Source organism: Jannaschia seohaensis, from assembly GCF_900116765.1.
Taxonomy (GTDB): Bacteria; Pseudomonadota; Alphaproteobacteria; order Rhodobacterales; family Rhodobacteraceae; genus Jannaschia; species Jannaschia seohaensis.
Window position 1 is genome coordinate 490,930 of record NZ_UETC01000001.1, and the last position, 24,448, is coordinate 515,377.

28 protein-coding genes are annotated in these 24,448 nt (G+C 66.8%); 20 read left to right on the plus strand and 8 right to left on the minus strand.

Going from position 1 to position 24,448, the window contains the following annotated elements:
- Nucleotides 1–7: 7 nt before the first annotated feature.
- The 11 genes from DTQ71_RS02390 (at nucleotide 8) to DTQ71_RS02440 (ending at nucleotide 7,361) form a co-directional block, all read left to right on the plus strand.
- Nucleotides 8–700, plus strand: a complete 693-nt coding sequence (locus tag DTQ71_RS02390) for a DUF4344 domain-containing metallopeptidase (protein ID WP_109562673.1) — start codon at nucleotides 8–10, stop codon at nucleotides 698–700.
- Nucleotides 701–1,154: 454 nt separating this feature from the next.
- Nucleotides 1,155–1,538 (plus strand): succinate dehydrogenase, cytochrome b556 subunit, encoded by a 384-nt coding sequence (gene sdhC, locus DTQ71_RS02395; RefSeq protein WP_109562674.1) that lies wholly within the window; start codon nucleotides 1,155–1,157, stop codon nucleotides 1,536–1,538.
- Between the two features lie 7 nt (nucleotides 1,539–1,545).
- Nucleotides 1,546–1,917 (plus strand): succinate dehydrogenase, hydrophobic membrane anchor protein, encoded by a 372-nt coding sequence (gene sdhD, locus DTQ71_RS02400; RefSeq protein WP_109562675.1) that lies wholly within the window; start codon nucleotides 1,546–1,548, stop codon nucleotides 1,915–1,917.
- A gap of 11 nt (nucleotides 1,918–1,928) precedes the next feature.
- Nucleotides 1,929–3,797 (plus strand): succinate dehydrogenase flavoprotein subunit, encoded by a 1,869-nt coding sequence (gene sdhA / locus DTQ71_RS02405; protein ID WP_109562676.1) that lies wholly within the window; start codon nucleotides 1,929–1,931, stop codon nucleotides 3,795–3,797.
- Nucleotides 3,798–3,894: 97 nt separating this feature from the next.
- On the plus strand, nucleotides 3,895–4,122 hold the full coding sequence (locus DTQ71_RS02410; RefSeq protein ID WP_109562677.1) for a hypothetical protein: 228 nt from the start codon (nucleotides 3,895–3,897) through the stop codon (nucleotides 4,120–4,122).
- Nucleotides 4,119–4,319, plus strand: coding sequence for a hypothetical protein (locus DTQ71_RS02415; RefSeq protein ID WP_109562678.1), 201 nt, complete (start codon nucleotides 4,119–4,121; stop codon nucleotides 4,317–4,319). The genes DTQ71_RS02410 and DTQ71_RS02415 overlap by 4 nt, the downstream gene beginning before the upstream one ends.
- Before the next feature lie 50 nt (nucleotides 4,320–4,369).
- Entirely contained in the window at nucleotides 4,370–4,609 is a 240-nt protein-coding gene (locus DTQ71_RS02420; RefSeq protein ID WP_146204789.1) for a hypothetical protein, read from the plus strand.
- Nucleotides 4,606–4,836 carry a hypothetical protein gene (locus tag DTQ71_RS02425; RefSeq protein WP_109562680.1) on the plus strand — a complete coding sequence of 77 codons (231 nt, stop codon included), beginning with the start codon at nucleotides 4,606–4,608 and terminating at the stop codon, nucleotides 4,834–4,836. The genes DTQ71_RS02420 and DTQ71_RS02425 overlap by 4 nt, the downstream gene beginning before the upstream one ends.
- Nucleotides 4,833–5,630 carry a sulfotransferase family protein gene (locus tag DTQ71_RS02430; RefSeq protein ID WP_109562681.1) on the plus strand — a complete coding sequence of 266 codons (798 nt, stop codon included), beginning with the start codon at nucleotides 4,833–4,835 and terminating at the stop codon, nucleotides 5,628–5,630. Before DTQ71_RS02425 ends, DTQ71_RS02430 begins: the two co-directional genes overlap by 4 nt.
- A 145-nt stretch (nucleotides 5,631–5,775) precedes the next feature.
- Nucleotides 5,776–6,339, plus strand: coding sequence for a VPLPA-CTERM sorting domain-containing protein (locus tag DTQ71_RS02435; RefSeq protein ID WP_245947163.1), 564 nt, complete (start codon nucleotides 5,776–5,778; stop codon nucleotides 6,337–6,339).
- Between the two features lie 242 nt (nucleotides 6,340–6,581).
- Complete coding sequence (locus DTQ71_RS02440) at nucleotides 6,582–7,361, plus strand: succinate dehydrogenase iron-sulfur subunit (protein ID WP_109562683.1); 780 nt, start codon at nucleotides 6,582–6,584, stop codon at nucleotides 7,359–7,361.
- A 187-nt stretch (nucleotides 7,362–7,548) separates the two neighbouring features.
- Here DTQ71_RS02440 and DTQ71_RS23330 read toward each other — a convergent pair whose 3' ends face one another.
- Nucleotides 7,549–7,725, minus strand: a complete 177-nt coding sequence (locus DTQ71_RS23330) for a hypothetical protein (protein WP_170125268.1) — start codon at nucleotides 7,723–7,725, stop codon at nucleotides 7,549–7,551.
- Nucleotides 7,726–8,002: 277 nt separating this feature from the next.
- On the opposite strand from DTQ71_RS23330, the gene DTQ71_RS02445 reads away from it, so the two are divergent.
- The gene (locus DTQ71_RS02445) at nucleotides 8,003–9,175 is read left to right on the plus strand and encodes a type III PLP-dependent enzyme (RefSeq protein ID WP_109562684.1); all 1,173 of its coding nucleotides are present in this window, start codon (nucleotides 8,003–8,005) and stop codon (nucleotides 9,173–9,175) included.
- 396 nt (nucleotides 9,176–9,571) lie between these two features.
- Here the strand turns inward: DTQ71_RS02445 and deoD are convergent, their stop codons facing one another.
- The 3 genes from deoD to DTQ71_RS02460 all read right to left on the minus strand — a co-directional run bounded on the left by deoD (nucleotide 9,572) and on the right by DTQ71_RS02460 (nucleotide 12,727).
- Nucleotides 9,572–10,276, minus strand: coding sequence for a purine-nucleoside phosphorylase (gene deoD / locus DTQ71_RS02450; protein ID WP_109562685.1), 705 nt, complete (start codon nucleotides 10,274–10,276; stop codon nucleotides 9,572–9,574).
- Nucleotides 10,277–10,329: 53 nt separating this feature from the next.
- Nucleotides 10,330–10,677: an H-NS histone family protein gene (locus DTQ71_RS02455; RefSeq protein ID WP_174900355.1), complete on the minus strand. Its 348-nt coding sequence runs from the start codon at nucleotides 10,675–10,677 to the stop codon at nucleotides 10,330–10,332.
- A 70-nt stretch (nucleotides 10,678–10,747) separates the two neighbouring features.
- Nucleotides 10,748–12,727 carry a methylmalonyl-CoA mutase family protein gene (locus tag DTQ71_RS02460; RefSeq protein ID WP_281271221.1) on the minus strand — a complete coding sequence of 660 codons (1,980 nt, stop codon included), beginning with the start codon at nucleotides 12,725–12,727 and terminating at the stop codon, nucleotides 10,748–10,750.
- Between the two features lie 140 nt (nucleotides 12,728–12,867).
- Here DTQ71_RS02460 and DTQ71_RS02465 point away from each other — a divergent pair, with 140 nt between their 5' ends.
- From DTQ71_RS02465 to DTQ71_RS02500, 8 genes are all read left to right on the plus strand, one after another.
- Nucleotides 12,868–14,271, plus strand: a complete 1,404-nt coding sequence (locus tag DTQ71_RS02465; protein ID WP_109562687.1) for a 1-acyl-sn-glycerol-3-phosphate acyltransferase — start codon at nucleotides 12,868–12,870, stop codon at nucleotides 14,269–14,271.
- 91 nt (nucleotides 14,272–14,362) lie between these two features.
- Nucleotides 14,363–15,655 carry a crotonyl-CoA carboxylase/reductase gene (ccrA, locus tag DTQ71_RS02470; RefSeq protein WP_109562688.1) on the plus strand — a complete coding sequence of 431 codons (1,293 nt, stop codon included), beginning with the start codon at nucleotides 14,363–14,365 and terminating at the stop codon, nucleotides 15,653–15,655.
- 202 nt (nucleotides 15,656–15,857) lie between these two features.
- Complete coding sequence (locus tag DTQ71_RS02475; protein ID WP_109562689.1) at nucleotides 15,858–16,055, plus strand: hypothetical protein; 198 nt, start codon at nucleotides 15,858–15,860, stop codon at nucleotides 16,053–16,055.
- Complete coding sequence (locus DTQ71_RS02480; RefSeq protein WP_109562690.1) at nucleotides 16,015–16,725, plus strand: helix-turn-helix transcriptional regulator; 711 nt, start codon at nucleotides 16,015–16,017, stop codon at nucleotides 16,723–16,725. Before DTQ71_RS02475 ends, DTQ71_RS02480 begins: the two co-directional genes overlap by 41 nt.
- 232 nt (nucleotides 16,726–16,957) lie before the next feature.
- On the plus strand, nucleotides 16,958–17,581 hold the full coding sequence (locus DTQ71_RS02485) for an acyl-homoserine-lactone synthase (protein ID WP_109562691.1): 624 nt from the start codon (nucleotides 16,958–16,960) through the stop codon (nucleotides 17,579–17,581).
- Nucleotides 17,582–17,599: 18 nt separating this feature from the next.
- Nucleotides 17,600–19,117 carry an ATP-dependent DNA helicase gene (locus tag DTQ71_RS02490; protein WP_109562692.1) on the plus strand — a complete coding sequence of 506 codons (1,518 nt, stop codon included), beginning with the start codon at nucleotides 17,600–17,602 and terminating at the stop codon, nucleotides 19,115–19,117.
- Complete coding sequence (locus DTQ71_RS02495; protein ID WP_109562693.1) at nucleotides 19,114–19,833, plus strand: SDR family oxidoreductase; 720 nt, start codon at nucleotides 19,114–19,116, stop codon at nucleotides 19,831–19,833. Before DTQ71_RS02490 ends, DTQ71_RS02495 begins: the two co-directional genes overlap by 4 nt.
- Nucleotides 19,834–20,142: 309 nt before the next feature.
- Complete coding sequence (locus tag DTQ71_RS02500; protein ID WP_109562694.1) at nucleotides 20,143–20,847, plus strand: DUF5765 domain-containing protein; 705 nt, start codon at nucleotides 20,143–20,145, stop codon at nucleotides 20,845–20,847.
- Between the two features lie 16 nt (nucleotides 20,848–20,863).
- Here DTQ71_RS02500 and DTQ71_RS02505 read toward each other — a convergent pair whose 3' ends face one another.
- The 4 genes from DTQ71_RS02505 to DTQ71_RS02520 all read right to left on the minus strand — a co-directional run bounded on the left by DTQ71_RS02505 (nucleotide 20,864) and on the right by DTQ71_RS02520 (nucleotide 24,428).
- Entirely contained in the window at nucleotides 20,864–21,619 is a 756-nt protein-coding gene (locus DTQ71_RS02505; RefSeq protein WP_109562695.1) for a TIGR02186 family protein, read from the minus strand.
- Complete coding sequence (locus tag DTQ71_RS02510) at nucleotides 21,616–22,539, minus strand: sulfite exporter TauE/SafE family protein (RefSeq protein ID WP_109562696.1); 924 nt, start codon at nucleotides 22,537–22,539, stop codon at nucleotides 21,616–21,618. Before DTQ71_RS02510 ends, DTQ71_RS02505 begins: the two co-directional genes overlap by 4 nt.
- Nucleotides 22,540–22,672: 133 nt before the next feature.
- Nucleotides 22,673–23,479 (minus strand): purine-nucleoside phosphorylase, encoded by an 807-nt coding sequence (locus tag DTQ71_RS02515; protein ID WP_109562697.1) that lies wholly within the window; start codon nucleotides 23,477–23,479, stop codon nucleotides 22,673–22,675.
- Nucleotides 23,463–24,428, minus strand: a complete 966-nt coding sequence (locus DTQ71_RS02520; RefSeq protein ID WP_109562698.1) for an ABC transporter permease — start codon at nucleotides 24,426–24,428, stop codon at nucleotides 23,463–23,465. Before DTQ71_RS02520 ends, DTQ71_RS02515 begins: the two co-directional genes overlap by 17 nt.
- Nucleotides 24,429–24,448 lie beyond the last annotated feature (20 nt).

A 24,448-nucleotide genomic window follows, 5' to 3' on the forward strand; every position in this document is an offset into this window, starting at 1 on the left:
GTGAGGCATGCTTCGCGCGTTCCTCCTGCTGCTGGTTTGTTCCGTGCCCGCCCGCGCGGATTACATTCACGACAATCTGCGTTTCACGCTGTTCCATGAACTCGGCCACGCGGTCATCGACCAGCGGGAGGTGAAGCTCTTCGGTCCCGAGGAGGCCGCCGCCGATGGCTTTGCGCTGGTGCTGGCCGATCGGCTGCTTTCGGCGCAGGACATGGCTTCGATGGTGGAGTCGATCACGATCCTCGCCCGTTTCGAGGCGGCGACCGAGACCTTCGACCCCTGGTCCGCCTATATGCCGACGGGGCAGCGGCTGGCCTATGCGATCTGCCTCTATCACGGGTTGCAGCCCTGGCGCGGGGGCGACCATGCGCGGGCGCTCGGCCTTCCGCCGGCCCTTGCCGGGCCCTGCAAGGAGATCGCGGCCGAGATTCGGGACGCCTGGGAGCCGATCCTCGCCGGTCTGACCCCGGATGCGGTGTCCGGTCGCCTGCGGCCGGGACGCGGCAAGGCGCTGCGGCTGCTTGCGGGCGACATCCGGTTGATCAACCAGAACCTCGGATTGCCGCGCGACGTGCCCGTCACGCAGGATTGGTGCGGCGAGGACAATGCGTTTTACTACCAATATGACGAGCGGATCGCGATCTGCTCCGAGATGGTGGAGGCGCTGATCGAGAGCGCGGGCCGCAGCTTGCGTCAGTAGTTTGGGTCCGGGCCGCTGGTTCGCAGTCCTCCGGATCTTGAGCGCGTCTTCCCAGTCGGGGCCTGCGCGGGGCGCCGTTGTCCCGGCCGGTCTGGGGCAGGCCGGGCTTGGCGGTCCTTGCTTCGCCGTGGACCGAATCGGTGCGGACGGAATTCGAGGGCTCGGTCTGCTTCGGCGTCCTGTTCACCAGTTCCTGGCATATGGTCCGGAACCCGGTGCGCGACCTGCCGGATCGGACGTGATCGCCCTTTGCCGATTGCGGATGAAACGGAGAAATGCCGGTGTCCGCCCGCCGTTTCCGCCCTGCCGTGATCACACCGGGTCAAGCTGTGATCACGAATTCGCCGGAAGCGTGCAAACCCGGGCCTGCGACCGTCAGCCCCCGTGACACCGGCCGGCAAAGCGTTACAACACACCCGACATATCGACGACCGACCGGAAAGGAGCGTCGCCCATGGCCGACGTGAACCGCGGCAACCGACCGCTCAGCCCGCATTTGCAGGTATATCGCCCTCAGCTGACCTCGATGACCTCGATCCTGACGCGGATCACGGGCAACGCGCTGGTCCTGGCGGGACTGCTGATCACCTGGTGGTTCGTCGCCGCCGCCGCCGGGCCAGAGGCCTTCGCCACCGCCGACGCGGTGCTGACCTCCTGGTTCGGCAAGCTGGTCTTCCTCGGCTCGATCTGGGCGCTTTGGTATCACACGCTGGCCGGCATTCGGCATCTGATCTGGGACCAGGGGATCGGGCTGGATATCGAGACCGCCGAAAAGCTCGGCTGGGGCTGCATCGGCGGCTCGGTCGTGCTGACGCTTCTGACCATCGTGATCGTGTGAGGACGCCATGGCTTATCTGACCGACCGCAAACGCGTCTCGGGCCTGGGCGCCTCCGGCACCGGCACCGAGCATCACTGGCACCAGACGCTGCTTTCGGTGGCGCTCCTGATCATGGTGCCGCTTTTCCTTTTTACGTTCGGGACGGTGCTGGGCGCGCCCTATGAAGAGATCGTCGCCTACTATTCCCGCCCCTGGCCCGCGCTGATCGCCCTGGCGACGCTGGTGGTGGGCTGGATCCATTTCGCCAAGGGCGTGCAAGTCCTGATCGAGGATTACGTCCAAGGCACCGCCCGCAAGGTCGCCATCGTCGCGACCACCTGCCTCAGCTACGGCGCCGCGCTGGCCAGCGTCTACGCCCTGGCGCGCCTGGCGCTGTAAGGAGAACGAGAATGGCTGCTTACGATTACGAGACCCATGAATACGACGTCGTCGTCGTCGGGGCCGGGGGCGCCGGCCTGCGCGCGACGCTCGGCATGGCCGAGCAGGGTCTGCGCACCGCCTGCGTGACCAAGGTGTTCCCGACCCGCTCCCACACGGTGGCGGCGCAGGGCGGCATCGCGGCCTCCCTCGGCAACATGCCGATCCAGACCTCCGACGGAGAGGATGCGGACGGCAAGCCGATCAACCCGCGCACGATCACCGATAACTGGCAGTGGCACCTCTACGACACCGTGAAGGGCTCCGACTGGCTGGGCGACACCGACGCGATGGAATACCTCGCCCGCGAGGCGCCCAAGGCCGTCTATGAGCTTGAGCATTACGGTGTGCCGTTCTCGCGCACCGAAGAGGGCAAGATCTACCAGCGCCCCTTCGGCGGCCACACCACCGAGTTCGGCGAGGGCCCCTCGGTCCAGCGCACCTGCGCCGCCGCCGACCGGACGGGTCACGCGATCCTGCATACGCTCTATGGTCAAAGTCTGAAGCAGAAGGCGGAGTTCTTCATCGAATATTTCGCCATCGACCTCATCATGTCCGAGGACGGCGTGTGCCAGGGCGTGCTCTGCTGGAAGCTGGATGACGGCACGCTGCATCTGTTCTCGGCCAAGATGGTCGTGCTGGCGACCGGTGGGTATGGCCGCGCCTATTTCTCCGCGACCTCGGCCCATACCTGCACCGGCGACGGCAACGGGATGGTGGCGCGGGCGGGCCTTCCGCTTCAGGACATGGAGTTCGTGCAGTTCCACCCGACCGGCATCTACGGCGCGGGCTGCCTCATCACCGAAGGCGCGCGTGGCGAGGGCGGCTATCTCACGAATAGTGAGGGCGAGCGGTTCATGGAGCGCTATGCGCCCACCTATAAGGATCTCGCCTCCCGCGATGTGGTCTCGCGCTGCATGACCATGGAGATCCGCGAGGGGCGCGGCGTCGGCAAGGATGGCGACCATATCCACCTGAACCTCAGCCACCTGCCGCCCGAGACGCTGGCCCTGCGCCTGCCGGGCATCTCGGAATCGGCCCGCATCTTCGCTGGCGTCGACGTCACCAAGGAGCCGATCCCGGTCCTGCCCACCGTCCACTACAATATGGGCGGCATCCCGACGAACTATTGGGGCGAAGTGCTGGCGCCCACCGCCGACGACCCGGACCGCGTCGCGCCCGGCCTGATGGCCGTGGGCGAGGCGGGCTGCGCCTCGGTGCATGGGGCGAACCGTCTCGGCTCCAACTCGCTGATCGACCTCGTGGTCTTCGGCCGCGCCGCCGCCATCCGCGCCGGCGCCGTGGTCGACCGCGAGAGCGCCGTGCCCTCGCCCAACATGCGTTCGGTCGAGATGGCGCTGGCCCGGTTCGACGGGCTGCGCCATGCGCGCGGTCAGGTCGCCACGGCTGAGTTGCGGCTGGAGATGCAGAAGACCATGCAGGAGGACGCCGCCGTCTTCCGCACCTCCGAGACGCTGGCCCAGGGCAAGCAGCGGATGGACGACATCGCCAGCAAGCTGCCCGATGTCGCGGTGACGGATAACACGCTGATCTGGAACTCCGACCTGATGGAGACGCTGGAACTGGCGAACCTGATCCCCAACGCCGTCGCCACCGTGACCGCCGCCGAAGCCCGCAAGGAGAGCCGCGGCGCCCACGCCCATGAGGATTTCCCGAACCGCGACGACGAGAACTGGCGCAAGCACAGCCTCGTCTGGTTCAAGGGCGACGAGATGAAGTCCGATCTGGGCTATCGCGGCGTCCATCTGAACCCGCTGACCTCGCATAACGACGGCGGGATCGACCTGAAAAAGATCGCGCCCAAGGCGCGGGTCTACTGACATCGACGGCGCGCGCGGAAACCCGCGCGCGCCTGTGGCCCTCCGCCCCGGATCGCTCTAGCTTGTGCGCGACCATAGCTGCTGACCAGGACCACCAATGATCCGCCTTCTGCCCTTTCTCGCCCTGACCCTCGCCGCTTGCCAAACCGCGGAGCCCGAGCCTGAGGTCACGCCCGAGGTGATCGCCATCGCCAATGCCTGCCTGGCGGAGATCGACCGGCCGCCTCTGCCCGAGGATGCCGATGCCAGCGCCGCGGCTGTGCTGACGCCTGAGGAAAAAGCGGCCTATGAGGCCTGCATCGCACGCCGCATCGCGGAGGCATGACCCTGTGGCGCGGGGCGGGCGCGGCGTCTGTGCTGCTTGCGCTGACCGCCTGCATGCCGGCGGGGCCGGAGGCTCGGCGCGGCGCGTATCTGGACTGCGCCCGCGACCAGGGTCTGCGGGTGGAGGGCGGCACGATCCGCACGAGGTCCGCCGCGGATCCGGCCCGGTTCGACGCCTGCGAGGCGCTGCCGCGATGAGGCCCGCGCTGCTTTTTTGTCCCCTGCTGGCCGCTTGCGCGACCGTGCCGATGACGGCCGAAAGGGCGGAAGAGGTCTGCCGTGCCGAATTGGCCCGCGCCTCCGTGCAGCCCAGCATCGGGATCGGAATCGGGTCCGGCGGGCCCCGTGTGCGCGGCGGCGTCACCTTCGATGCCAGCACCCTCGCGGGGGCGACCCCGGAAGAGCGGCTGGCCGCCTGCATCCGCCGCAGGATGGCGGGCGACCCGCCGCCGCCGCGCGTCGGCGTTTCGGTCGGAGGACGGCTGTGAGGCGCGCGCTGATCCTGCTGCCCCTGCTGGCGGCCTGCAATTTCGACCTTGGCGGCCCGCTCTCCGCCGAGGACTTCGTGGGCGATGACATTGCCGTCACGCCGGGTCTCGCCTCCTGCGCGACGGCGATCGGACGCCCCGATCTGGCGACCGACCCCAACGCTCCGATGACCGTCGCGGAAATTGACGCCCTGCTGACCTGCACCGCGTCGCGCGCCCGGGGATGAGCGACCTGATCGCGCCCCGGATCTTCTGCGTGGGCACGCATCACAAGACGGGGACTCTGTGGATGCGCGCGGTGTTTCGCCGTCTCGCCACGCGGCTCGGCGTCGAGAAGCGGGTCGTCTTCCCCTCCACCCGAAAGCGCATCCCCCCGCGGGAGCGCATCTTTCTGTTCTCCTGGTCCTCGACCTTTCCCGACGACCTGCTGGCGCGCCCGGATGCCCGGATCCTTCACGTCATTCGGGATCCGCGGGACGTGCTGCTCTCGGGCATGCGCTACCACCGGCACGCGCCGGTCAAAGGGGAGCAGTTCCTCCATGTGCCGCGCGACGATCTGGCGGGCCGGACCTATCAGGAGCATCTCAACGCCCTGCCGGACGACCTGGCGCGGTTGCGGTTCGAGATGGACGAGAAGCACGCGCTGACCCTCTCGGAGATGCTGGCCTGGGATTACACCGCTCCGAACCGCGTCGAGACCCGCTATGAGGATCTGATCGCGGATGTCGACTGCACCCTCTTTCGGGATCGTCTGCGCAACCTGGGGCTGACGGAGCCAGAGGTGGCGATGGGGGTCGAGATCTTCTGGAAGAACGCGCTGTTCGGCGGGCTGGCCCGGCCCGAGGACAGGATCGAGCGCGTCGCCAAGCATGTGGCCTCGGGCCGTGCGGGGCAATGGCGCACGCGGCTGCCCCGCCCGATCGCCGAGGCCTATGCCGAGCGCTATGGCGAGGCGCTCGTGACCCTGGGCTATGCCGAGCACCCGACCCGCTGGCTGTCGGACTTGCGGGCGGAGGCGTGAGTCTCGGACGCGGGCGAGAGGGCGCGCCGGCGGGTCTCAAACGGGTCTCAGCAGCGATGTCTTGATTGGGCCCAATTTTATTGACAGGATGGAAGGCACCATTTCCCTGGGCGGCGCTGTCGCTCGTCTATCGAGGAGCCGTCTGATGAGATCCCTTCTTGCCGCCGCGGCTCTTTTCGCCCTCTCGGGCGCGGCGAATGCTACCACGATGGAAATGTCGCTCGTCGAAGACGGCGCGAACGTGACGTTCAGCTTCGCGGGAACCATCGACACCACAGACTTTCTGGCCTCAGGGCGCGCGAGCGCGGGGAACGAGTTTTTCGCGAACCCCTCCGCGGCCGATATCGGCTCGACGGCGGGGCCGTTCGAGCGTTTCAACATCGCCATCTTCGGTCCAGCTTTCGGCACCGGCGGCACGACCTCCATTTTAGGGGTCGGGTTCGGGGACAGCTTTCTGATCGATGGTTCGAACGATTCGATCGTCCTGACCGAGAGCTATGTCAGCGGCGCGTCCCTGTCGGGCGGCGCGCTCCTGACCGGCCAGTCCCTCGCCAGTCTGGGCGCGTCGGAAGGCGAGTATGTCTACACTTTCGGCAATAACACGGCGACCTTGAACGTGAGCATCGCTTTGGTGCCGCTTCCGGCGGGCGCCGTGCTGCTGATGGGGGCGCTGGGCGGGCTGACGCTGCTGCGCCGCCGCAAGGGCTGAGCCTGTCGCAGAGGACGCGGGGGCCGGTCGAGCGCCCAGGCGCCACGCGGTCCGTCTGCCTCTGGGAAAGACCGCGACTCATCCCGTTTGTCCGGCCTTTTCGGCCCTGACCCGGCTCAAGGCCGACAGGTGTGATCACAAAGGGACTTTAGGCGTTTCCCCGCGCGCGCCGATGTGAAAATGTCGCGCCGACAGGCTGGCCCGGACGACCTATAACGGGCCCGACGATGAAGGAGCGACCCATGGTTCAGTTCACCCTGCCGAAGAATTCCAAGATCACGACCGGCAAGACCTGGCCCAAGCCCGAGGGCGCCACCAATCTACGCAAGTTCCAGATCTACCGTTGGAACCCCGAGGATGGGAAGAACCCGCGGCTCGATACCTATTGGGTCGACCTCGACACCTGCGGCCCGATGATTCTGGACGCGCTCATCAAGATCAAGAACGAGATCGACCCGACGCTGACCTTCCGCCGCTCCTGCCGGGAGGGGATCTGCGGCTCCTGCGCGATGAATATCGACGGGGTGAACACGCTCGCCTGCACCTGGGGCATCGACGAGGTGAAGGGCGATGTGAAGATCTACCCTCTGCCGCATATGCCGGTGGTCAAGGATCTCATCCCCGATCTGACCCATTTCTACGCGCAGCACGCCTCGGTCATGCCCTGGCTGGAGACGAAGTCGAACACGCCCGCCAAGGAATGGCGGCAGTCCATCGAGGACCGGGAGAAGCTCGACGGCCTCTATGAGTGCATCATGTGCGCCTCCTGCTCCACCGCCTGCCCGAGCTATTGGTGGAACGGCGACCGGTATCTCGGGCCGGCCGCGCTGCTGCACGCCTATCGCTGGATCATCGACTCGCGGGACGAGGCCACCGGCGAGCGGCTGGACCAGTTGGAAGATCCCTTCAAGCTGTATCGCTGCCACACGATCATGAACTGCACCAAGACCTGCCCCAAGGGTCTGAACCCGGCCAAGGCGATCGCCTCGATCAAGAAGATGATGGTCGAACGGCAGATCTGAGCGCGCGCCGCTCGGTGCGGCCAAGAGGCAGAGAGGCGCCGCCCGTTCCCGGGCGGCGCCTTTGCTGTGTGCGGTCGCGGTGTCAGCCGCGCGGCTGTCTTTTCTTCGCATCTTGGCTGCCCGATGGCCTTTCGGCGGCCTGAGCACGGCCCGACGGGATGGGGGTGATCCGCTCCCGGGGAGGGGCTCAGCCGGTCGCGCCTACCGCGACGCCGCCCTGCGGGACGGTGCCGCCGCCGTCGATATCGGAATCGGTCGTCGCCTCGATCTCGCTGGGCGTGGTCACGACGTCGTTGCCACCGGCCACGCAGCCGGTGATGAGAGTGATCAGCGGAAGGGCGGTGAGACGCTCCGAGGGCGTCATTGCAGTCTCCTGATCTGTCACGCTCCAACGGCTGCGGCGCAGGTCGGTTCCCGCGATTGTTGCAGAAATGCACAGGCAAAAAAAATCGGCCCTACCGCCATCTGCCGTCTTGACCGAATCCGCGCTTGGCCTCATGTGCGCCCCCATAGACGCCAACGCACGCGCCTCTGGCACGGCTCTGGGTTCGCCCCGGCACGGTTACGTAGCGACGGTAACGTCTCCCCTTGGAACTGAGCGGTCTGAGCCCTTCGGTGGGTATGGCCGGGTCTGATTGGAGATGACCATGAACGCAGTAACCGGCTTTGGCCGTCCTTCCTTTATCGCGCCCGCCCGCGTGGAATCCTTCATCCATGCCAACGACTTCGACCAGCCGACGCTGGTGCTGGACGTGGACGCGGTGGAGCGTCAGTTCCGCGCGTTGCAGGACGGTCTCGGCCGCGCGCACATCCACTACGCCGTGAAGGCCAACCCGCATGTCGCCATCGTCGAGCGCCTCGTCGCGCTGGGCTCGGGCTTCGATGCGGCGTCGCGCGGCGAGATCGAGCTGGTCCTGTCCCAGGGCGCCGATGCCGATCACGTCTCCTTCGGCAACACGATCAAGAAGGCGTCCGACATCCGCTTCGCCCATAACGCGGGCGTGACCCTGTTCGCCGCCGATGCCGAGGAAGAGCTGGAGAAGATCGCGGCCAACGCCCCTGGTGCGCGCGTCTATATCCGTGTCATCGTCGACAACTCCGAGGCCGACTGGCCGCTCTCGCGCAAGTTCGGCTGCGCCCGCGACAAGGTGCTCGCCCTGCTGGGTCTCACCCGCGATCTGGGCCTCGTCCCCTATGGCCTGTCCTTCCATGTCGGCTCGCAGACGCGGGAGGCGCGGATGTGGACCGGCACGCTCGATCAGGTCGCGGCGATCTGGCACGAGGCGCGGGATGCGGGCTTCGATCTGCAACTGCTGAACATCGGCGGCGGCTTCCCGGCCTTCTACGGTGAGGAAATCCAGCACCCGACGGCCTATGCCGCGGCGGTGATCGCGCTGATCGAAGAGCGTTTCGGCGACGTGCCCGAGATCATGGCCGAGCCTGGCCGTGGCCTCGTGGCCGAAGCGGGCGCCATCGCGGCCGAAATCCTGCTGGTGTCGAAGAAGTCCGAGGACGACCTGCACCGCTGGGTCTATCTCGACATCGGCAAGTTCTCGGGCCTGGCCGAGACCATCGACGAGGCGATCCGCTATCAGGTCGTCACGCCCCGCGACGGCGACGTGACGGGCCCTTGCGTGCTGGCCGGCCCGTCCTGCGACTCTGCGGACGTGCTCTACGAGAAGCGCCCGATCGCCTTGCCGCTGTCGCTGAAGGCGGGCGACAAGGTGATCATCCGCAATTGCGGCGCCTACACGTCGACCTACTCTTCGGTCGGCTTCAACGGCTTCCCGCCGCTTGCCGTCGAAGTGATCTGAGTATTGGTGGCCGGCCCGCAAGCGGGGCGACGCCCGACAAAACTCTCAAGCGCATGCGTTGGATCGAGGGGGGGGAGGGGGCTCTGCCCCCGTCGCCTTCGGCGACTCCCCCGAGGTATTTTCGGCAAGATGAGGGAGCGTTCACTCCTTATTAAGGATGTTCTGCGATCCTTCTGATGCGGGACAGGCTGAGGAGCCGATGGCCGTGCAAGGTGAGGTGCGTGACGCATATCTCATAGGGCGAGGTGGGCATGGCTCCGCCTCGCCCATATGCCGTCCGGCCCGTCGAGAACAATTCTAGTCAAATCGTCCGGGCCCTCATCTTGCCGAAAATACCTCGGGGGGCCCGAAGGGCGGGGGCAGAGCCCCCTCCCACATCGGCCAGAGGCACGGCGCTCAGGCGAAGGCGGATTCCAGTGCGATTTCGACCATGTCTCGGAAATTCGATTGACGCTCCTCCGGGGGAAGCGCCTCCTGGGTCAGGAGGTGGTCGCTTACCGTCAGGACGGCCAGGGCGCGGCAGCCGTGCCGCGCGGCGACGCTGTAGAGTTCCGCCGCCTCCATCTCGACGCCCAGGATCCCGTGCCGTGTCAGCGTTTCATTCAGATCGGGGCGCTCGTCATAGAACACGTCCGAGGAGTAGATCCCGCCGACATGAGCGCGCGTGCCATGTCGCTCGGCCGCGTCGACGGCGGCCCGCAGGAGACCGAAATCGGCGCAGGGGGCGAAGTTGAGGTCTCGGAATATTCCGGCGGATGGCGTGGAGATCGACGAGGCCGTCTGGGCTAGGATCACGTCCCGCATCGCGACATGCGACTGCATCGCCCCGCAGGAACCGATGCGGATGAGCGTACGCGCGCCATAGCGGGAGATCAGCTCGTTGGCGTAGATCGACAGGGAGGGCATCCCCATGCCGGAGCCGTGAATCGTCACGCGGTTGCCCCGCCACGTCCCTGTGAATCCCAGCATCCCGCGCACGTCGTTGACCAGTTCCGGCGCATCCAGAAATGTCTCGGCGGCCCAACGGGCGCGCAGGGGATCGCCCGGCATCAGGACGGTTTCGGCGATCTGGCCCGCCAGGGCGCGGATATGGGGGGTCATTGGAAACTCCGGGCAGACAGGAGTTTCCTACTGCCCGGAGAAATGGGGAGGGTCTAGATCGCGAGATCCGCGGGCGTCTTGCCCGCTTCGAGCGCTTCCTTGTACCAGGCGGGCTGGCGGCCGCGGCCGGACCAGGTCTTCGTCGGGTTCTCGGGATGGCGGTATTTCGCGGCGGCCTTTCCGGAACTCGCCGCGGACTTTTTCGCGCCCGCGCGGCCCTGCATCAGATCGGCCAGCGTGTAGCCTTCATCGGCCAGCATCTTTTCGATCTGGCCCTTCAGTTCCTTGAGGCGACGACCGTCATATTCCGACTCCGCCTTCTGAATTGCCTTGAGGCGGGCTTCGGCTGCTTCGCGTTCCTTTGCGAGGTCTGCTTTGGTCATCGTGTCGAGATCTGCCATTTTTAGGAAGTCCATCTTCGTTGGATGGACGCTCAAATAGAGTGGCTATTCGGATCCGGCAAGCCGAAATCTATTCGGCCGCTATTTCTTTTGGGTCGGCCAATTCGACGATATCGCCCATGATCCGGTTCAATTCGAAATCCTTCGGCGTATAGACCCGCGCCACGCCCATGGCGCGGAGACGGGCCGCATCCTCTTCGGGGATGATTCCGCCAACGATTACGGGGATATGGGCCAGCCCGGCGGCGCGCATCCGCTCCATCGTGTCGGCCACCAGGGGCAGGTGCGACCCCGAGAGAATGGATAGGCCGACCACATGGGCGCCGGCCGCGGCCGCTTCGACGATGGCGGCGGGGGTCAGGCGGATTCCCTCGTATTGAATGGTCATCCCGCAATCCCGAGCGCGCACGGCGATCTGTTCGGCCCCGTTGGAATGGCCGTCGAGTCCCGGTTTGCCCATCAGGAAGGTCAGGCGGCGGCCGAGCTTGGCGGAGATCGTCTCGACCCGCTCACGCAGCTCGTCCAGGCCCTCGGTTCGGTTCGACATCGAGGTCGAGACCCCGGTGGGCCCCCGATATTCGCCGTGGACGCCGCGCATGACGCCGGCCCATTCGCCGGTGGTCACGCCCGCCTTGGCGGCGGCGATGGAGGCGGGCATGATATTCGTCCCCTCGCGGGCGGCGGTGGCCAGTGCGTTCAGCGCGGTGCGGACCGCGTCGTCGTCACGGGCGGCGCGCCAGGCCTCCAGACCGGCGATCTGGTCGGCCTCGACCGCCGGGTCGACGGTCATGATGCCCCCATCCTCGCCCAGCAGAGGGGAGGGCTCAGCCTCGGTCCATTTATTGACGCCGACAACGGTGGTCTCGCCGCGCTCGATCCCACTCAGTCGTTCGGCATTCGAGTCGACCAACCGCCCTTTCATATATTCGATGGCGGCGACCGCGCCGCCCATTCCGTCGAGCGTCTTCAGTTCGGCCCGGGCGCCGTCTTTCAACGCCTCGACCTTGGCGGCCACGACCGGCGAGCCATCGAAGAGATCGCCATATTCCAAGAGATCCGTTTCATAGGCCAGAATCTGTTGCATGCGCAAAGACCATTGCTGGTCCCAGGGGCGCGGCAATCCGAGGGCTTCGTTCCAGGCCGGTAATTGAACGGCGCGGGCGCGGGCGGACTTCGACAGGGTGACCGCGAGCATTTCCAGGAGGATGCGGTAGACGTTGTTCTCGGGCTGCTGTTCGGTCAGCCCGAGGGAATTCACCTGAACGCCATAGCGGAAGCGGCGGAATTTCGGATCCTCGACGCCGTAGCGCTCCCGGCAGATCTCGTCCCAGAGATCGACGAAGGCGCGCATCTTGCACATCTCGGTGACGAAGCGGATCCCGGCATTTACGAAGAAGGAAATGCGGCCGACGAGGCGCGGAAAGTCTTCTTCGGGAACGCGGCCGCGCAATTCGTCCAGGACTGCGGTCGCCGTAGCCAGCGCGAAAGCCAGTTCCTGTTCCGGCGTCGCCCCCGCCTCCTGCAAATGGTAGGAGCAGACATTCATCGGATTCCACTTGGGAATCTCGCGGTAACAATATTCCGCGACATCGGCGATGATCTTTATCGAAGGCTGCGGCGGCAGGACGTAAGTGCCGCGGCTGAGATATTCCTTCACCAGATCGTTCTGCACCGTGCCTTGCAGCTTGGAGACGTCCGCGCCCTGCTCCTCGGCCACGGCCACATAGAGGGCCAGCAGCCAGGGCGCCGTCGCGTTGATCGTCATCGAGGTGTTCATCTGCTCCAGCGGGATGTCCCGGAAGAGCGTACGCATGTCGCCCAGATGCGCGATCGGAACGCCGACCTTGCCGACCTCGCCCCGCGCCAGGACGTGATCCGAGTCGTAGCCCGTCTGCGTCGGAAGGTCGAAGGCCACCGAGAGGCCGGTCTGCCCCTTGGCGAGATTGCCGCGATAGAGCGCGTTGGACTTCTCGGCCGTGGAATGGCCCGCATAGGTGCGGAACAGCCAGGGGCGGTCTTTCTGCGTCATGGCGCGGCCTCGTGTAACAATCTTGCGTTGAGGCCGGGATAGACGACATATCGCGCTAGGTCAATTCGCTGCGGCGCGGCGTGCGCGATCCTGAGTGGCGAGACGGTCCGGGATCGCCTAGCTTCCCCGAAAGGAGGCGCCGGAATGAGACCACGGACGCGATGACCCAGACCGTTCCGGTCCCTCTCTGGGCCCTGCTGCTGCTTTGCGCCTTCGCCGCGGTGACATTCGCATCGCATTTCCTGTTTCCGTCGGTGCGCTGGTTCTTCCGCCGCCGGGCCGAGCGGCTGATCGCGCAACTCAACACGCGGCTCACGCGGCCGATCGAACCCTTCAAGCTGGCCCACCGGACCGACACGGTGAACCGCCTGATCCATGACCCGGAGGTCGCGCAGGCCATTCTCGACCATGCCAGCGAGGAGGGCGTGCCCGAGTCCGTCGCCTTCGAGACGGCGCGGCGCTATGCCAACGAGATCGTGCCCGGGTTCTCGGCCGTTCTCTACTTTTCGGTGGCGATGCGGCTGGCGCGCTGGCTCTCGCGGGGGCTCTACCGCGTTCGCGTGACCGGAGAGGATGCGGCGCTGAAGGGGGTGGACCCGGACGCGACGGTTGTTTTCGTGCTCAACCACCGCTCCAACATGGATTATGTGCTCGTGACCTGGCTCACCTCCAGCCAGACGGCGCTGGCCTATGCGGTGGGCGAATGGGCCCGGCGCTGGCCGCTCGCGCCGCTGATCCGCGCCTTGGGGGGGTATTTCGTGCGGAGGCGGGATCTCAACGGGCTCTATCGCAAGGTATTGGCGCGCTATGTGCAAATCGCGACGCGCAACGGCGTCACTCAGGCCGTCTTCCCAGAAGGACGCCTGTCGCGGGACGGGGCGCTCCATCCGCCGAAACTCGGCATCCTGTCCTATATCCTGGACGGGCACGATGCGCAGGCGCGGGACGTCGTCTTCGTCCCTGTGGCGGTGAACTACGAGCGCGTGCTGGAGGATCGGGTACTGATCGCGGCCCGCACGACTGGGCCGAAGGCGTTCCGGCTGCGCTGGTGGATGGTGGCGCGCTATCTGGCGCGGCATGTGCAGCTGCGGCTGCTCGGGCGGTTCACGCGGTTCGGCTATGCGGCGGTGTCCTTCGGGCGGCCGGTCTCGCTGAACGCCTTTCTGACCGGGCGCCATGCCGATCCCGCCGCCGCGCTGGGAGAGCTGCTGATGGGCCGGATCGCCAGCGCCTTGCCGGTCCTGCCCGCGCCTCTGGTGGCCGAAGCGGTGCTGGCGGGCGCGCGCGACGTGGCATCGGTGGCGACCCATCTCTCCGCCCGATCCGCCGCGCTGGCGGCCCAGGGCTTTCCCGTCCACGCCGCAAACGACTCGCCGGAGGAGACCGCGCAGGCCGCGTTGCGCATGCTCCATATCCGCAAGGTTCTGCGCTTGGACGGGACGTCGATCCAGCCCGATCCGGACTGGCTCCCTGTTCTGCAATTCTACGCCAGGACGCTACCGGAGCCCGTCCCCCGGTTGGGGATGCCCCCGGTCGCTGAGACACAAAATTACGCGAAGAGCTAATTTCGGGTTGGAATATTGCACGGCGGCTGTTACCTCCACCGCAGTGCAGCATTCGATTCCGCGACGCGGCGACCAATAGGAGGTTTCCTTGATGGCTCTCGATACCCAATCCGCCCAGCCGACCTACGAGGCTCCAATCAAGGACCTTTACGAGATGGGCGAAATCCCCCCGATGGGGCATGTGCCGAAGCAGATGTATGCTTGGGCCATCCGCCGCGAGCGTCATGGCGAGCCCGACACCGCCATGCAGCAGGAGGTCGTGGACGTCCCCGAGCTCGACAGCCACGACGTGCTGGTTCTCGTGATGGCGGCGGGCGTGAACTATAACGGGGTCTGGGCCGCGCTGGGCCAGCCGATTTCCCCCTTCGACGGCCACAAGCAGCCCTACCACATCGCCGGGTCCGATGCGTCGGGCATCGTCTGGGCCGTGGGCGACCGGGTGAAGCGCTGGAAGGTCGGCGACGAGGTCGTCATCCATTGCAACCAGGACGATGGCGACGACGAGGAATGCAATGGCGGCGATCCCATGTATTCGCCGACCCAGCGGATCTGGGGCTACGAGACGCCGGACGGATCCTTCGGCCAGTTCACCCGCGTGCAGGCCCAGCAGCTCATGCCGCGCCCCAAGCATCTGACCTGGGAGGAGTCGGCCTGCTACACGCTGACGCTCGCCACCGCCTACCGGATGCTGTTCGGCCATGAGCCGCACGACCTGAAGCCGGGCCAGAACGTGCTGGTCTGGGGCGCGTCGGGGGGGCTCGGCTCCTATGCGATCCAGTTGATCAACACGGCGGGCGCGAACGCGATCGGGGTGATCTCCGACGAGTCGAAGCGGGACTTCGTGATGGGCCTGGGCGCCAAGGGCGTGCTCAACCGCAAGGACTTCAACTGCTGGGGTCAGCTGCCCAAGGTCGGGACTCCGGAATATGCCGACTGGTTCAAGGAGGCCCGCAAGTTCGGCAAGGCCATCTGGGACATCACCGGCAAGGGCCAGAACGTCGACATGGTGTTCGAGCATCCCGGCGAGACGACTTTCCCGGTCTCGACCTTCGTGGTGAAGAAGGGCGGCATGGTCGTGATCTGCGCGGGCACCACCGGCTTCAACTGCACCTTCGACGTCCGCTACATGTGGATGCATCAGAAGCGCTTGCAGGGCTCGCATTTCGCGCATCTGAAGCAGGCGGCGGCGGCCAACAAGCTGATGGTCGAGCGGCGGCTTGATCCCTGCATGTCCGAGGTCTTCCCCTGGGCCGAGCTGCCCGAGGCGCATATGAAGATGCTCCGCAACGAGCATAAGCCGGGCAACATGTCTGTGCTGGTGCAGGCGCCGGCCACCGGGCTGCGGACCCTCGAAGACGTGCTGGAGGCCGGCCGCCCGGTCTGATCGCATCTGATTCGACGCGTGCACCTCCGCCGGAGACGGCGGAGGTGTACTCTTTTTGTTTCCACCCTTCCACGGTTTTAGACGCTTCCGGGTGCGGCTCTCCCCATAAATGGGGAGGGAATAATCGCGAATATCCGGGTGAAACTCCGGTCGGCTACCCTCGTCTTAATCAACTGTTAACAAATTGGAGGGGAACCTACCGATGTCGAAGGATTGGATCATCGAGGTGCTGGGCGACCTGCGCGGCTTCGCAACCATGAACGACCTGCCCGTCACGGCCGAACAGCTGGAGGAGGCGATCGTCGTGGCTATTGCCGAGGTTTCGCAGCAGCCGGGCGCTCGTATGCGGACGGAAGGTCATGGGGCGGAAGCTGGACGATGTGCTGGAGGGCCTCGGTGACGCCACCGATCTGGCCGGGCTGACCGCCGCCGTCTACGAAATGCGAGACTGCTACGATGTCGAGCATCTCGTCTATCATTCCGTAAAGTCCAGCGGAGACCAATGGGCGGCGCTGACCTACGATCCGACCTGGGTTGAAGACTATACGCGGAACAATCTCCAGACCATCGATCCGGTCGTTCTCGCCTGTTTCAACCGCTTCACGCCGGTGGATTGGAAGCGGCTCGACTGGTCCAGCCGCCCGGCCCGGGCGCTCCTGGGCGAGGCGGTGGCAAGCGGGCTCGGGAACCAGGGCTTCAGCCTTCCGATCCATGGGCCGTCCGGGCACTTCGCGGTCTTCACGGTCAACCATTGTTCCGGAGACGAAAGCTGGGCGCGCTTTACCGGGGCCCATCTCAATGAGATCTTGCTCGCCGCCCATTACATCAACGAGAGAGCCCTCTTGATCGAGGGCGTGGGCCGCGGACCAAACCCGTCGCTCAGCCCGCGCGAGACGGATGCGCTGACGCTCCTGGCCGCGGGGCGCAGCCGGGCGCAGGCGGCGGAGACCCTGAGGATCAGCGAGCACACGCTGCGCGTCTATATCGAGAGCGCGCGCTTCAAGCTAGGCGGGACGAACACCACCCATGCGGTCGCGAACGCCCTGGCCCGCGGGCTGATCTGCCTCTGAGCGGGGGAGGGGGGCTTTGCCCCCCGCCGGCCGGAGGCCGACTCCCCCCAGAGTATTTCCGGCCAGAAGAAGACCAGGGGAAGCGGCGCACCGTGCCTTTCCCTGTTTTCATGCGCGTGCGGATAGCATCGAGCGGCCCGCGTTGCGTCACCCCGTGAGGCGCCGTGCGCTAGGAAACCGTTAACTGCTCCACCTCAGGCCGGTCCTTCCCGATGAACAGGAAGGGCCTCCGATGACGATCCGCTATCTCTATGCCTCCGATCTCCCCAGCCAGGCCGATCTGGCGGCGGACATGTTCCGCGACCGCGCCGCGCAGTTCCGCGACCGCATGGGCTGGGATGTCCATGTCGACGAGATGGGCTGGGAGACCGATGTCTACGACCGGCTCGACCCGCTCTATGTGATTGCCGAGGGCGCGGACGGCGTGCATGCCGGGTCGATGCGTTTTCTGCCGACGACCGGGCCGACGATGCTGTCCGAGGTTTTCCCGTATCTGACCGGCGACCGGCCGATCCGTGCGCCGGGCATCTGGGAATGTACCCGGTTCTGCCTGGCCCCCGGCGCCGGGCCGGGGACGGCGCGGAAGCTGCTGCTGGCCGCCTCCGAGCTCGGCTTGGGCCTGGGGCTGAGCCATTCGCTGGGCGTGTTCGACGCACCCATGGCCCGCGTCTATCGCCGCCTGGGCTGGGAGCCGGAGGTGCTTGGCTCGTCCGATGGCATCTCCGCGGGCCTCTGGACCTTCTCGGTGGCGACCCATGACCGGCTCTGCGGCATGGTGGGTGTGCATCCGTCCCAGTCGCGGCACTGGTTCGAACGCGATCTGGGCCACCTCGCCCCCCTTTCCGTCGCCGGCTGAGCGGGCCACAAGAGGGCGATGGAGACCCCCGCTCTTTCCCCCGATCAGGCCGAGGCCTGGGACCGCATCGCCGAGGTGCTGTCCGATAGCGGCATCGACCTGACCGAGGGCTGGGCCGGCCCGCGCGAGGACGATGACAGCCGCGTCCTGGCCGTCACCGGAAAGGCGGGCTCGGGCAAGACGCTGCTTTTGGCGGAACTGGTGAAGTCGCTCAGGGGCGCCGGGCTCGACATCGTCTCCGGCGATTGGGAGCGCAAGAGCGAGCGCCGCACCCTGGCGGTGCTGGCGCCCACCAACAAGGCGGCCTCGGTCCTGCGCAGCCGCGGCGTGCCCGCGACCACGATCCACCGCATTCTCTACACGCCGGTCTACGACCCTGAATACGAGAAGCTGGCCGAATGGCTGGCCGGGGAGGCCGACCGCCCCGAGATGGAGGGCATGAGCGACGAGGCGATGGACCGCGCCAAGCGTGTCTTCGACCAGACCGGATCGGTGCCCGGGGCGCTGGCGGCGGCGGGGCTGCGCGGCTCGGATTTCATCACCGGCTGGAAGCGGCGGGACGCGCCGCTGGATGTGGGTTTCGTCGACGAATCCTCGATGCTGGACGACCGGCAATATGAAGACCTGACCGAGATCTTCCCGACCCTCGTCCTGTTCGGCGACCCGGCGCAGCTGGCGCCCGTCAACCAGTCGGGGCGCATGGTCTTTGACCGCTTCGAGGGCGACGACCACCTGCACCTCGACCGCATCCACCGGCAGGAGGCCGACAACCCCATCCTGGACCTCGCCCACGCGCTGAGCGACCCACGGCTCGATTTCTACACCTTCGAGCGCATGATCGAGCAGGCGGCGGCGAAGGACGACCGCGTGCAGATCGCAGCGCGCGTGGACAGCGATCTGATGGCCCGCTCCCCGGTGCTGGTCTGGCGCAACAACACGCGCATCCGCCTGATCCGCGCCTTCCGCCAGGCCCATGGGGCCGACGACACGCATCTGTTGCCGGGGGAGCCGCTGATCTGCGATGGGCTGGAATTGCCGCTCAAGCATCGCAAGCGCCGCATCGACCTGGAGGCGCGGGGCCTGATCAAGGGCGCGCAGGTCGTCTATCTTGGGCCGGGGCGTAAGCCGGGCTTCTCCAAGCTTCATGTTGTCGGGGCGCCGGAGCCGGAGATCAGCGTCTCCTCCATCGTCAAGATCGAGCATCCCGACGAGGAAGAGCCCTTTCTGCCCTTTGCCGCCCATATGGGCGCGGCCTTTCTGCACGGGGCGGCGGTGACGATCCACAAGGCGCAGGGCTCGCAATGGGATGCGGTGCAGGTCTTCGGCCCCGACCTGGAGGTCGCCTTCAAGATGGGGCGCGTCGAGGCGGGGCAGGCGCTGTGGAAGCGGCTGGCCTATGTCGCGATCACCCGGGCGGTGACCCGGCTGATCTGGGTGCGGCGCTATGCGCTGGCCGTGCCGAAACAGGCGCTCGGGACCGACGACCTGAAGGTCGCGCCCGCGCCGCTGGAACTGACGGGGGAGGAAACCGAATGAAATCGATCCTGATCACGGGCGCGTCGTCCGGAATCGGCGCCGCGACGGCCAAGCTGTTCCTGGCCGAGAGCTGGCGCGTCGGGCTGATGGCACGGCGGGAGGAGGCGCTGCGCGAGGTGGCCGACGGCCACGAGAGGGCGGTGGTCCTGCCGGGCGACGTCACCGATCCGAAATCGGTGGAGGCCGTCTTCGACCGCTTCTGCGAGGGCGGGCCGCTGGACGTGCTGTTCAACAACGCGGGCGTGTTCATGCCTGCCGCCCCCATTGACCGGACGCCGGTGCGGGACTGGAACGAGGCGGTCGCGGTCAACCTGACCGGCATGTTCCTGGCCGCCCGCGCGGCCTTTGCCAGGATGCGCGCGCAGGGCGGCGGCCGGATCGTCAATAACGGCTCGATCAGCGCGCATGTCCCGCGCGAGGGGGCGGTGACCTACACGGTCACGAAGCATGCGATCACCGGGCTGACGAAGCAGCTCTCGCTCGATGGGCGAGAGCTTGGCATCGCCTGCGGCCAGATCGATATCGGCAATGCGCGCACGCCGATGCTGGAGGCGCTGGACGCCGTCGCTCGGCTCGATGGCGGGGCGGGCGTGCCGATGATGGACGTGGAAGACGCGGCGCGGGCCGTGCTGCACATGGCGAGCCTGCCCCCCGAGGCGAATGTGCTGACGATGACGATCATGGCCAATGCCATGCCCTATGTCGGGCGGGGATAGGCCAAGCGCTGCGGTCGTCATTGGAGGCGGTGACGGTATTTGACGGCTGTCAATGACGGGCGGCCCGGTTCGGTCGATGCAGGAAGGGCGCTTCGATCGGCTCCCGTCCCGAAGGCGAGGCGCCCGACCGTGCCGCTCGAACCGAGAACCGAAAGGGAGGAGCATCCGTGGTCGCTCCGGTTATCGTTACCCGCATCGGACTCCGTCTCTTCGGCACGGTCGGCTCCTGTTGCAGCCGGTTCCAAGGACCAAGGGCCAGCACCCCGCCGCGCCGATCCAAGGCGCATCCGGCTGGAGGCGCGTGGCCCCATGTGTTGGAGTGAAACCGCCACGATAGCCGCCACGGCGATCGGTGCGGGGGCGACCGCCATCGCGATCGCCCGCCGGGATCCGGCGCCGATCTACTTGGCGCTCGGCTATTTCACCGGGATGGAGGCGCTTCAGATCGCCGGCTATTGGGTCATCGATCAATGCGGAACGCCCGGAAATCGCGCCGTGACCTGGCTGTCTTATCTGCACATCGTCTTCCAGCCCTTCTTCATCAACGCCTTCGCGATGACGCTCGCCCCGGCCGCCCTCAGCCCGAACGTCCGCCGATGGGTCTATGCGGTCTGCGCCCTCTCCGCCGCGATCATGCTCGCGCAGATCCTGCCCCTCGCGGCGCTCGGCGCCTGTTCGCCTGGCTTTCCCCTGTGCGGAGAGGCGGTCTGCACGCGGTCCGGAGAGTGGCATCTGGCATGGGACGTTCCCTATAACGGCTTGCTCGTCCCCTTCGAGGCGGCGCTGGGCACGTCTTTCGGCTTCCCGAGCTATCTTATCGCCGTGTTCGTCCTGCCGCTGCTCTATGGCGCGTGGCGCTTCGTCGTCTTTCACGTGGTCGCGGGGCCGATCCTCGCCTCGCTCCTGACAGACGACCCGAACGAGATGCCCGCGATCTGGTGTCTCTTTTCGGTGGGTCTGCTGCTGATCGCGCTGTCTTCGCGGGTCCGCCGCGTCGTCACGATCTCGGCCTGACGGCGGCGCGCGCGCCTCAGGGCAGCAGGTAGCGGAAGAAGGCCGAGGCCAGCCACCCCGCAACGATCGCGATGAACAGCGACAGCACACCGTAGATCAGGGCCTGATCGTGGGCGAGCGTGTAGATGAACCGCTCCAGCCCGACTTTCGAGACGTAGATCGAGGTCGCATAGCTGTCGATCACCTCGCCGCCGCGGGTCAGGAAGATGCGCGTCTCGTAATTGCCTTCGGTCAGAGCCGAGGGCAGGGCGATCTTGGTCGAGAACAGGGTGTCGTCGCGCAGCTGCACGGTCCCTTCGGCGCGCGCATAGATCCCTTCGGCCTGGCGCACCCGGATCAGCGCGTCGAGAAAGGCGGGCGCGTTCGCCGCTTCCGACGCCGCGCCGACCGCGCGGAGTTTCTGCCGGGTGGAGATGCTCCAGCGCAGATCCTCGGTTTCGGACAGCGCCTCGCTCAACGGCCGGGTGGAGGCGACCGCGTAGAAGGCCGGCGCCCGCTCGACCTCGATGCCCTCGACATTGACCCAGATGCCCGCGACCCGGTCCTTGCGGCGCACGACGACAGGCTCGTCCGGGCCCTCGATGGTGACGATCACGGCCAGCGGCGGTTGGAGCGGGATCGGCGCCTGCCGCTTGATGGCGCCGAAGACAAGGATCTCCGACCCGTCGAAAGAGGTGGAGATCGACACGCGGTCCTGGCTCAGATCGGCGACGACTTCCTCGGCGGCGGCCGGGAGCGCCAGCGCCAGAAGCAGAAGCAGCGCCCGGATCAATGCCCCGCCCCCGTGCCGATGGAGTAGAGCTCCGCAGGTTCGATCAGGAGGTCCAGCGCCAGCTTGCCGCAGACCGCCAGAACCATGATGGCGAGCAGGATGCGCAGCTGCTCCGCCTTGAGCCGAGTGCCGATCCGCGTGCCGACCTGCGCCCCGACCACGCCGCCGATCAGCAGCAGGACCGCCAGCACCATGTCGACCGTATAGTTCGTCGTGGCGTGCAGCAGCGTGGCGAAGCCGGTCACGAAGATAATCTGGAAGAGCGAGGTGCCGACCACGACCTTGGTGGGCATCCCCAGCAGATAGATCATCGCGGGCACCATGATGAAGCCGCCGCCCACACCCATGATCGCCGCCAGGATGCCGACGAAGAAGCCCACCGCCAGCGGCGGGATCACCGAGATATAGAGGCCGCTCGTCCGGAACTTCATCTTGAAGGGCAGCGCGTGGATCCAGCCCCGCTGCCGCCGCACGGTGCGTTGGGCCGGCCCCTTGGTGCGCGACTTGCGGATGGCGTTCAGGCTTTCGACGAACATCAGCGCGCCGATAATCCCGAGGAACAGCACGTAGCAGAGCCGGACCAGCAGATCGACCTGTCCCAACTCCCGCAGGAGCGCGAAGACCTGCACGCCGAGGCCCGCGCCCGCCAGGCCGCCGATAAGCAGCACCACGCCCATGCGCAGATCGACGCCCTTGCGCCGGAAATGGGCAAGCACCCCGGAAAAGCTGGAGGCGACGATTATATTCGCTTCGGTCGCGACCGCGACGGCGGGCGGGATGCCGATCATGAACAGAAGCGGCGTCATCAGAAAGCCGCCGCCCACCCCGAACATCCCCGATAAGATGCCCACCATCCCGCCCAAGCCCAACAGGAGGAAGGCGTTGACCGAGACTTCTGCGATGGGGAGGTAGATCTGCACGTGGTTGCTCCGGGGCGTTACCCCTAATGAACCGGATGGCGCGGCGAATATCAAACCTTCCCGACAGATTGTTGCCGGCTGTGATCGGTTGGCCTTATGGAGTGCTCCGCGTTGGACTGATGCGCAGCGAGGCTCAGGACGGATCGCGCGAGAGGAAGCGGGTCAGCACCCGCTCCAGCTTGGCGGCGCCGAGCGGGGCCATGGCCTTGGTATGCTCATGGGAGATGTTCTCGTCCGACATCCCGGCCGCCATGTTGGTGATCGTGGAGATCGCGGCGGCGCGCAGGCCCAGGAAGCGGGCGAGGATGATCTCGGGCACGGTCGACATGCCGACCGCATCGGCGCCCAGGATCTTCAGCGCGCGAATCTCGGCCGGGGTCTCGAAGGAGGGGCCCGAATACCAAGCATAGACCCCCTCGTGCAGGTCCACCTCCTCGTCGCGGGCGGCCCGGCGCAGCGCGTCGCGCAGCTCGGGGTCGTGGGCGTCTGTCATCGGAACGAAGCGGCGGTCGGTCGGCTCTCCGATCAGCGGGTTGAGACCCGAGAAATTGATATGGTCCGACAGCAGCATCAGCGAGCCGGTCGGCATGTCCGGCTGCAAGCTGCCCGCCGCGTTGGTCGCGATCAACGCCTCGGCGCCCAGTTCCGCCAGCACCTCGAGTGGCAGGCGCATCGCGTCGGCTTTGCCGCTCTCGTAGTAGTGGGACCGGCCGCCCAGCACCGCCACCCGTGTCGCGCCCAATTGCCCGATCACCAGCTTGGGCGCGTGGCCCGAGACGCCCGTATGGGGAAAGTCCGGCAACGCGTCATACGGGATCGCCACGCCCTCGACCTTGTCGGCCAGCCCGCCCAGGCCCGAGCCCAGGATCAGGCCATAGCGTGGCGGCTCCGCCCCCGCGCGGTCGCGGATCAGGGCGGCGAGGTCAGCGCTCTTTGACATAGGGTTCGCCTCCGGCGCGCGGCGGGATGGCGCGGCCGACAAAGCCCGCCAGGATCACCACCGTGAGAATGTAGGGCAGGGCCTGCATGAACTGGGTCGGGATGGTGATGCCCAACAGTTCCAGCGACTGGAAGCGGTTGCCCAAGGCTTCGAGCAGGCCGAAGAGGAAGGTCGCGCCCAGGGCGTGCCAGGGCCGCCATTTGGCGAAGATCAGCGCAGCCAGCGCGATGAAGCCGCGCCCCGCCGACATCTCCTTGACGAAGCCCGCCGAAAGGGCCGTGGCGAGATAGGCCCCGGCCAGGCCGCAGAGCAGGCCGCAGATCATCACGGCGGCGAAACGCAGGCCGACGACGCTGACGCCCGCCGTGTCCACCGCCGCCGGATTCTCCCCCACGGCGCGCAGGCGCAGGCCGAAGCGCGTGCGGCTGAGGATCCACCAGGTCAGCGGGACGCAGAGCAGCGCCACATAGACCAGGATCGAATGGCCCGAGAGCAGGTCGGCATAGATCGGCCCGATAAAGGGAATGCCCCGGATCGCGTCGGCGAAGGGCAGGGTCAGCTCTCCGAACCGGGCGGCGCCCTCCAGCTGCGGGGTGCGCCCGCCCAACCCGAACCAGGCCTCGCCGATCACCACCGTCAGCCCCGAAGCCAGGAAGTTGATCGCGACCCCCGAGATCAGCTGATTGCCCCGGAAGGTGATCGACGCCATCCCGTGGATCGTCGCCAGCATCAGCGAGGCGAGGATGCCTGCGAACATGCCCAGCCAGACATTCCCGGTATAGGCGGCCATCGCGGCCGACAGGAAGGCGGAGGCGAGGATCTTGCCCTCCAACCCGATGTCGAACACCCCCGCCCGCTCGCTGAACAGGCCGGCGAGGCAGGCGAAGAGCAGCGGCGTGGACAGGCGCAGGGCCGAGTCGAGGATCTGGATCAGTCCGGCATAATCCATGGGTCAGCAATCCTTCCGGC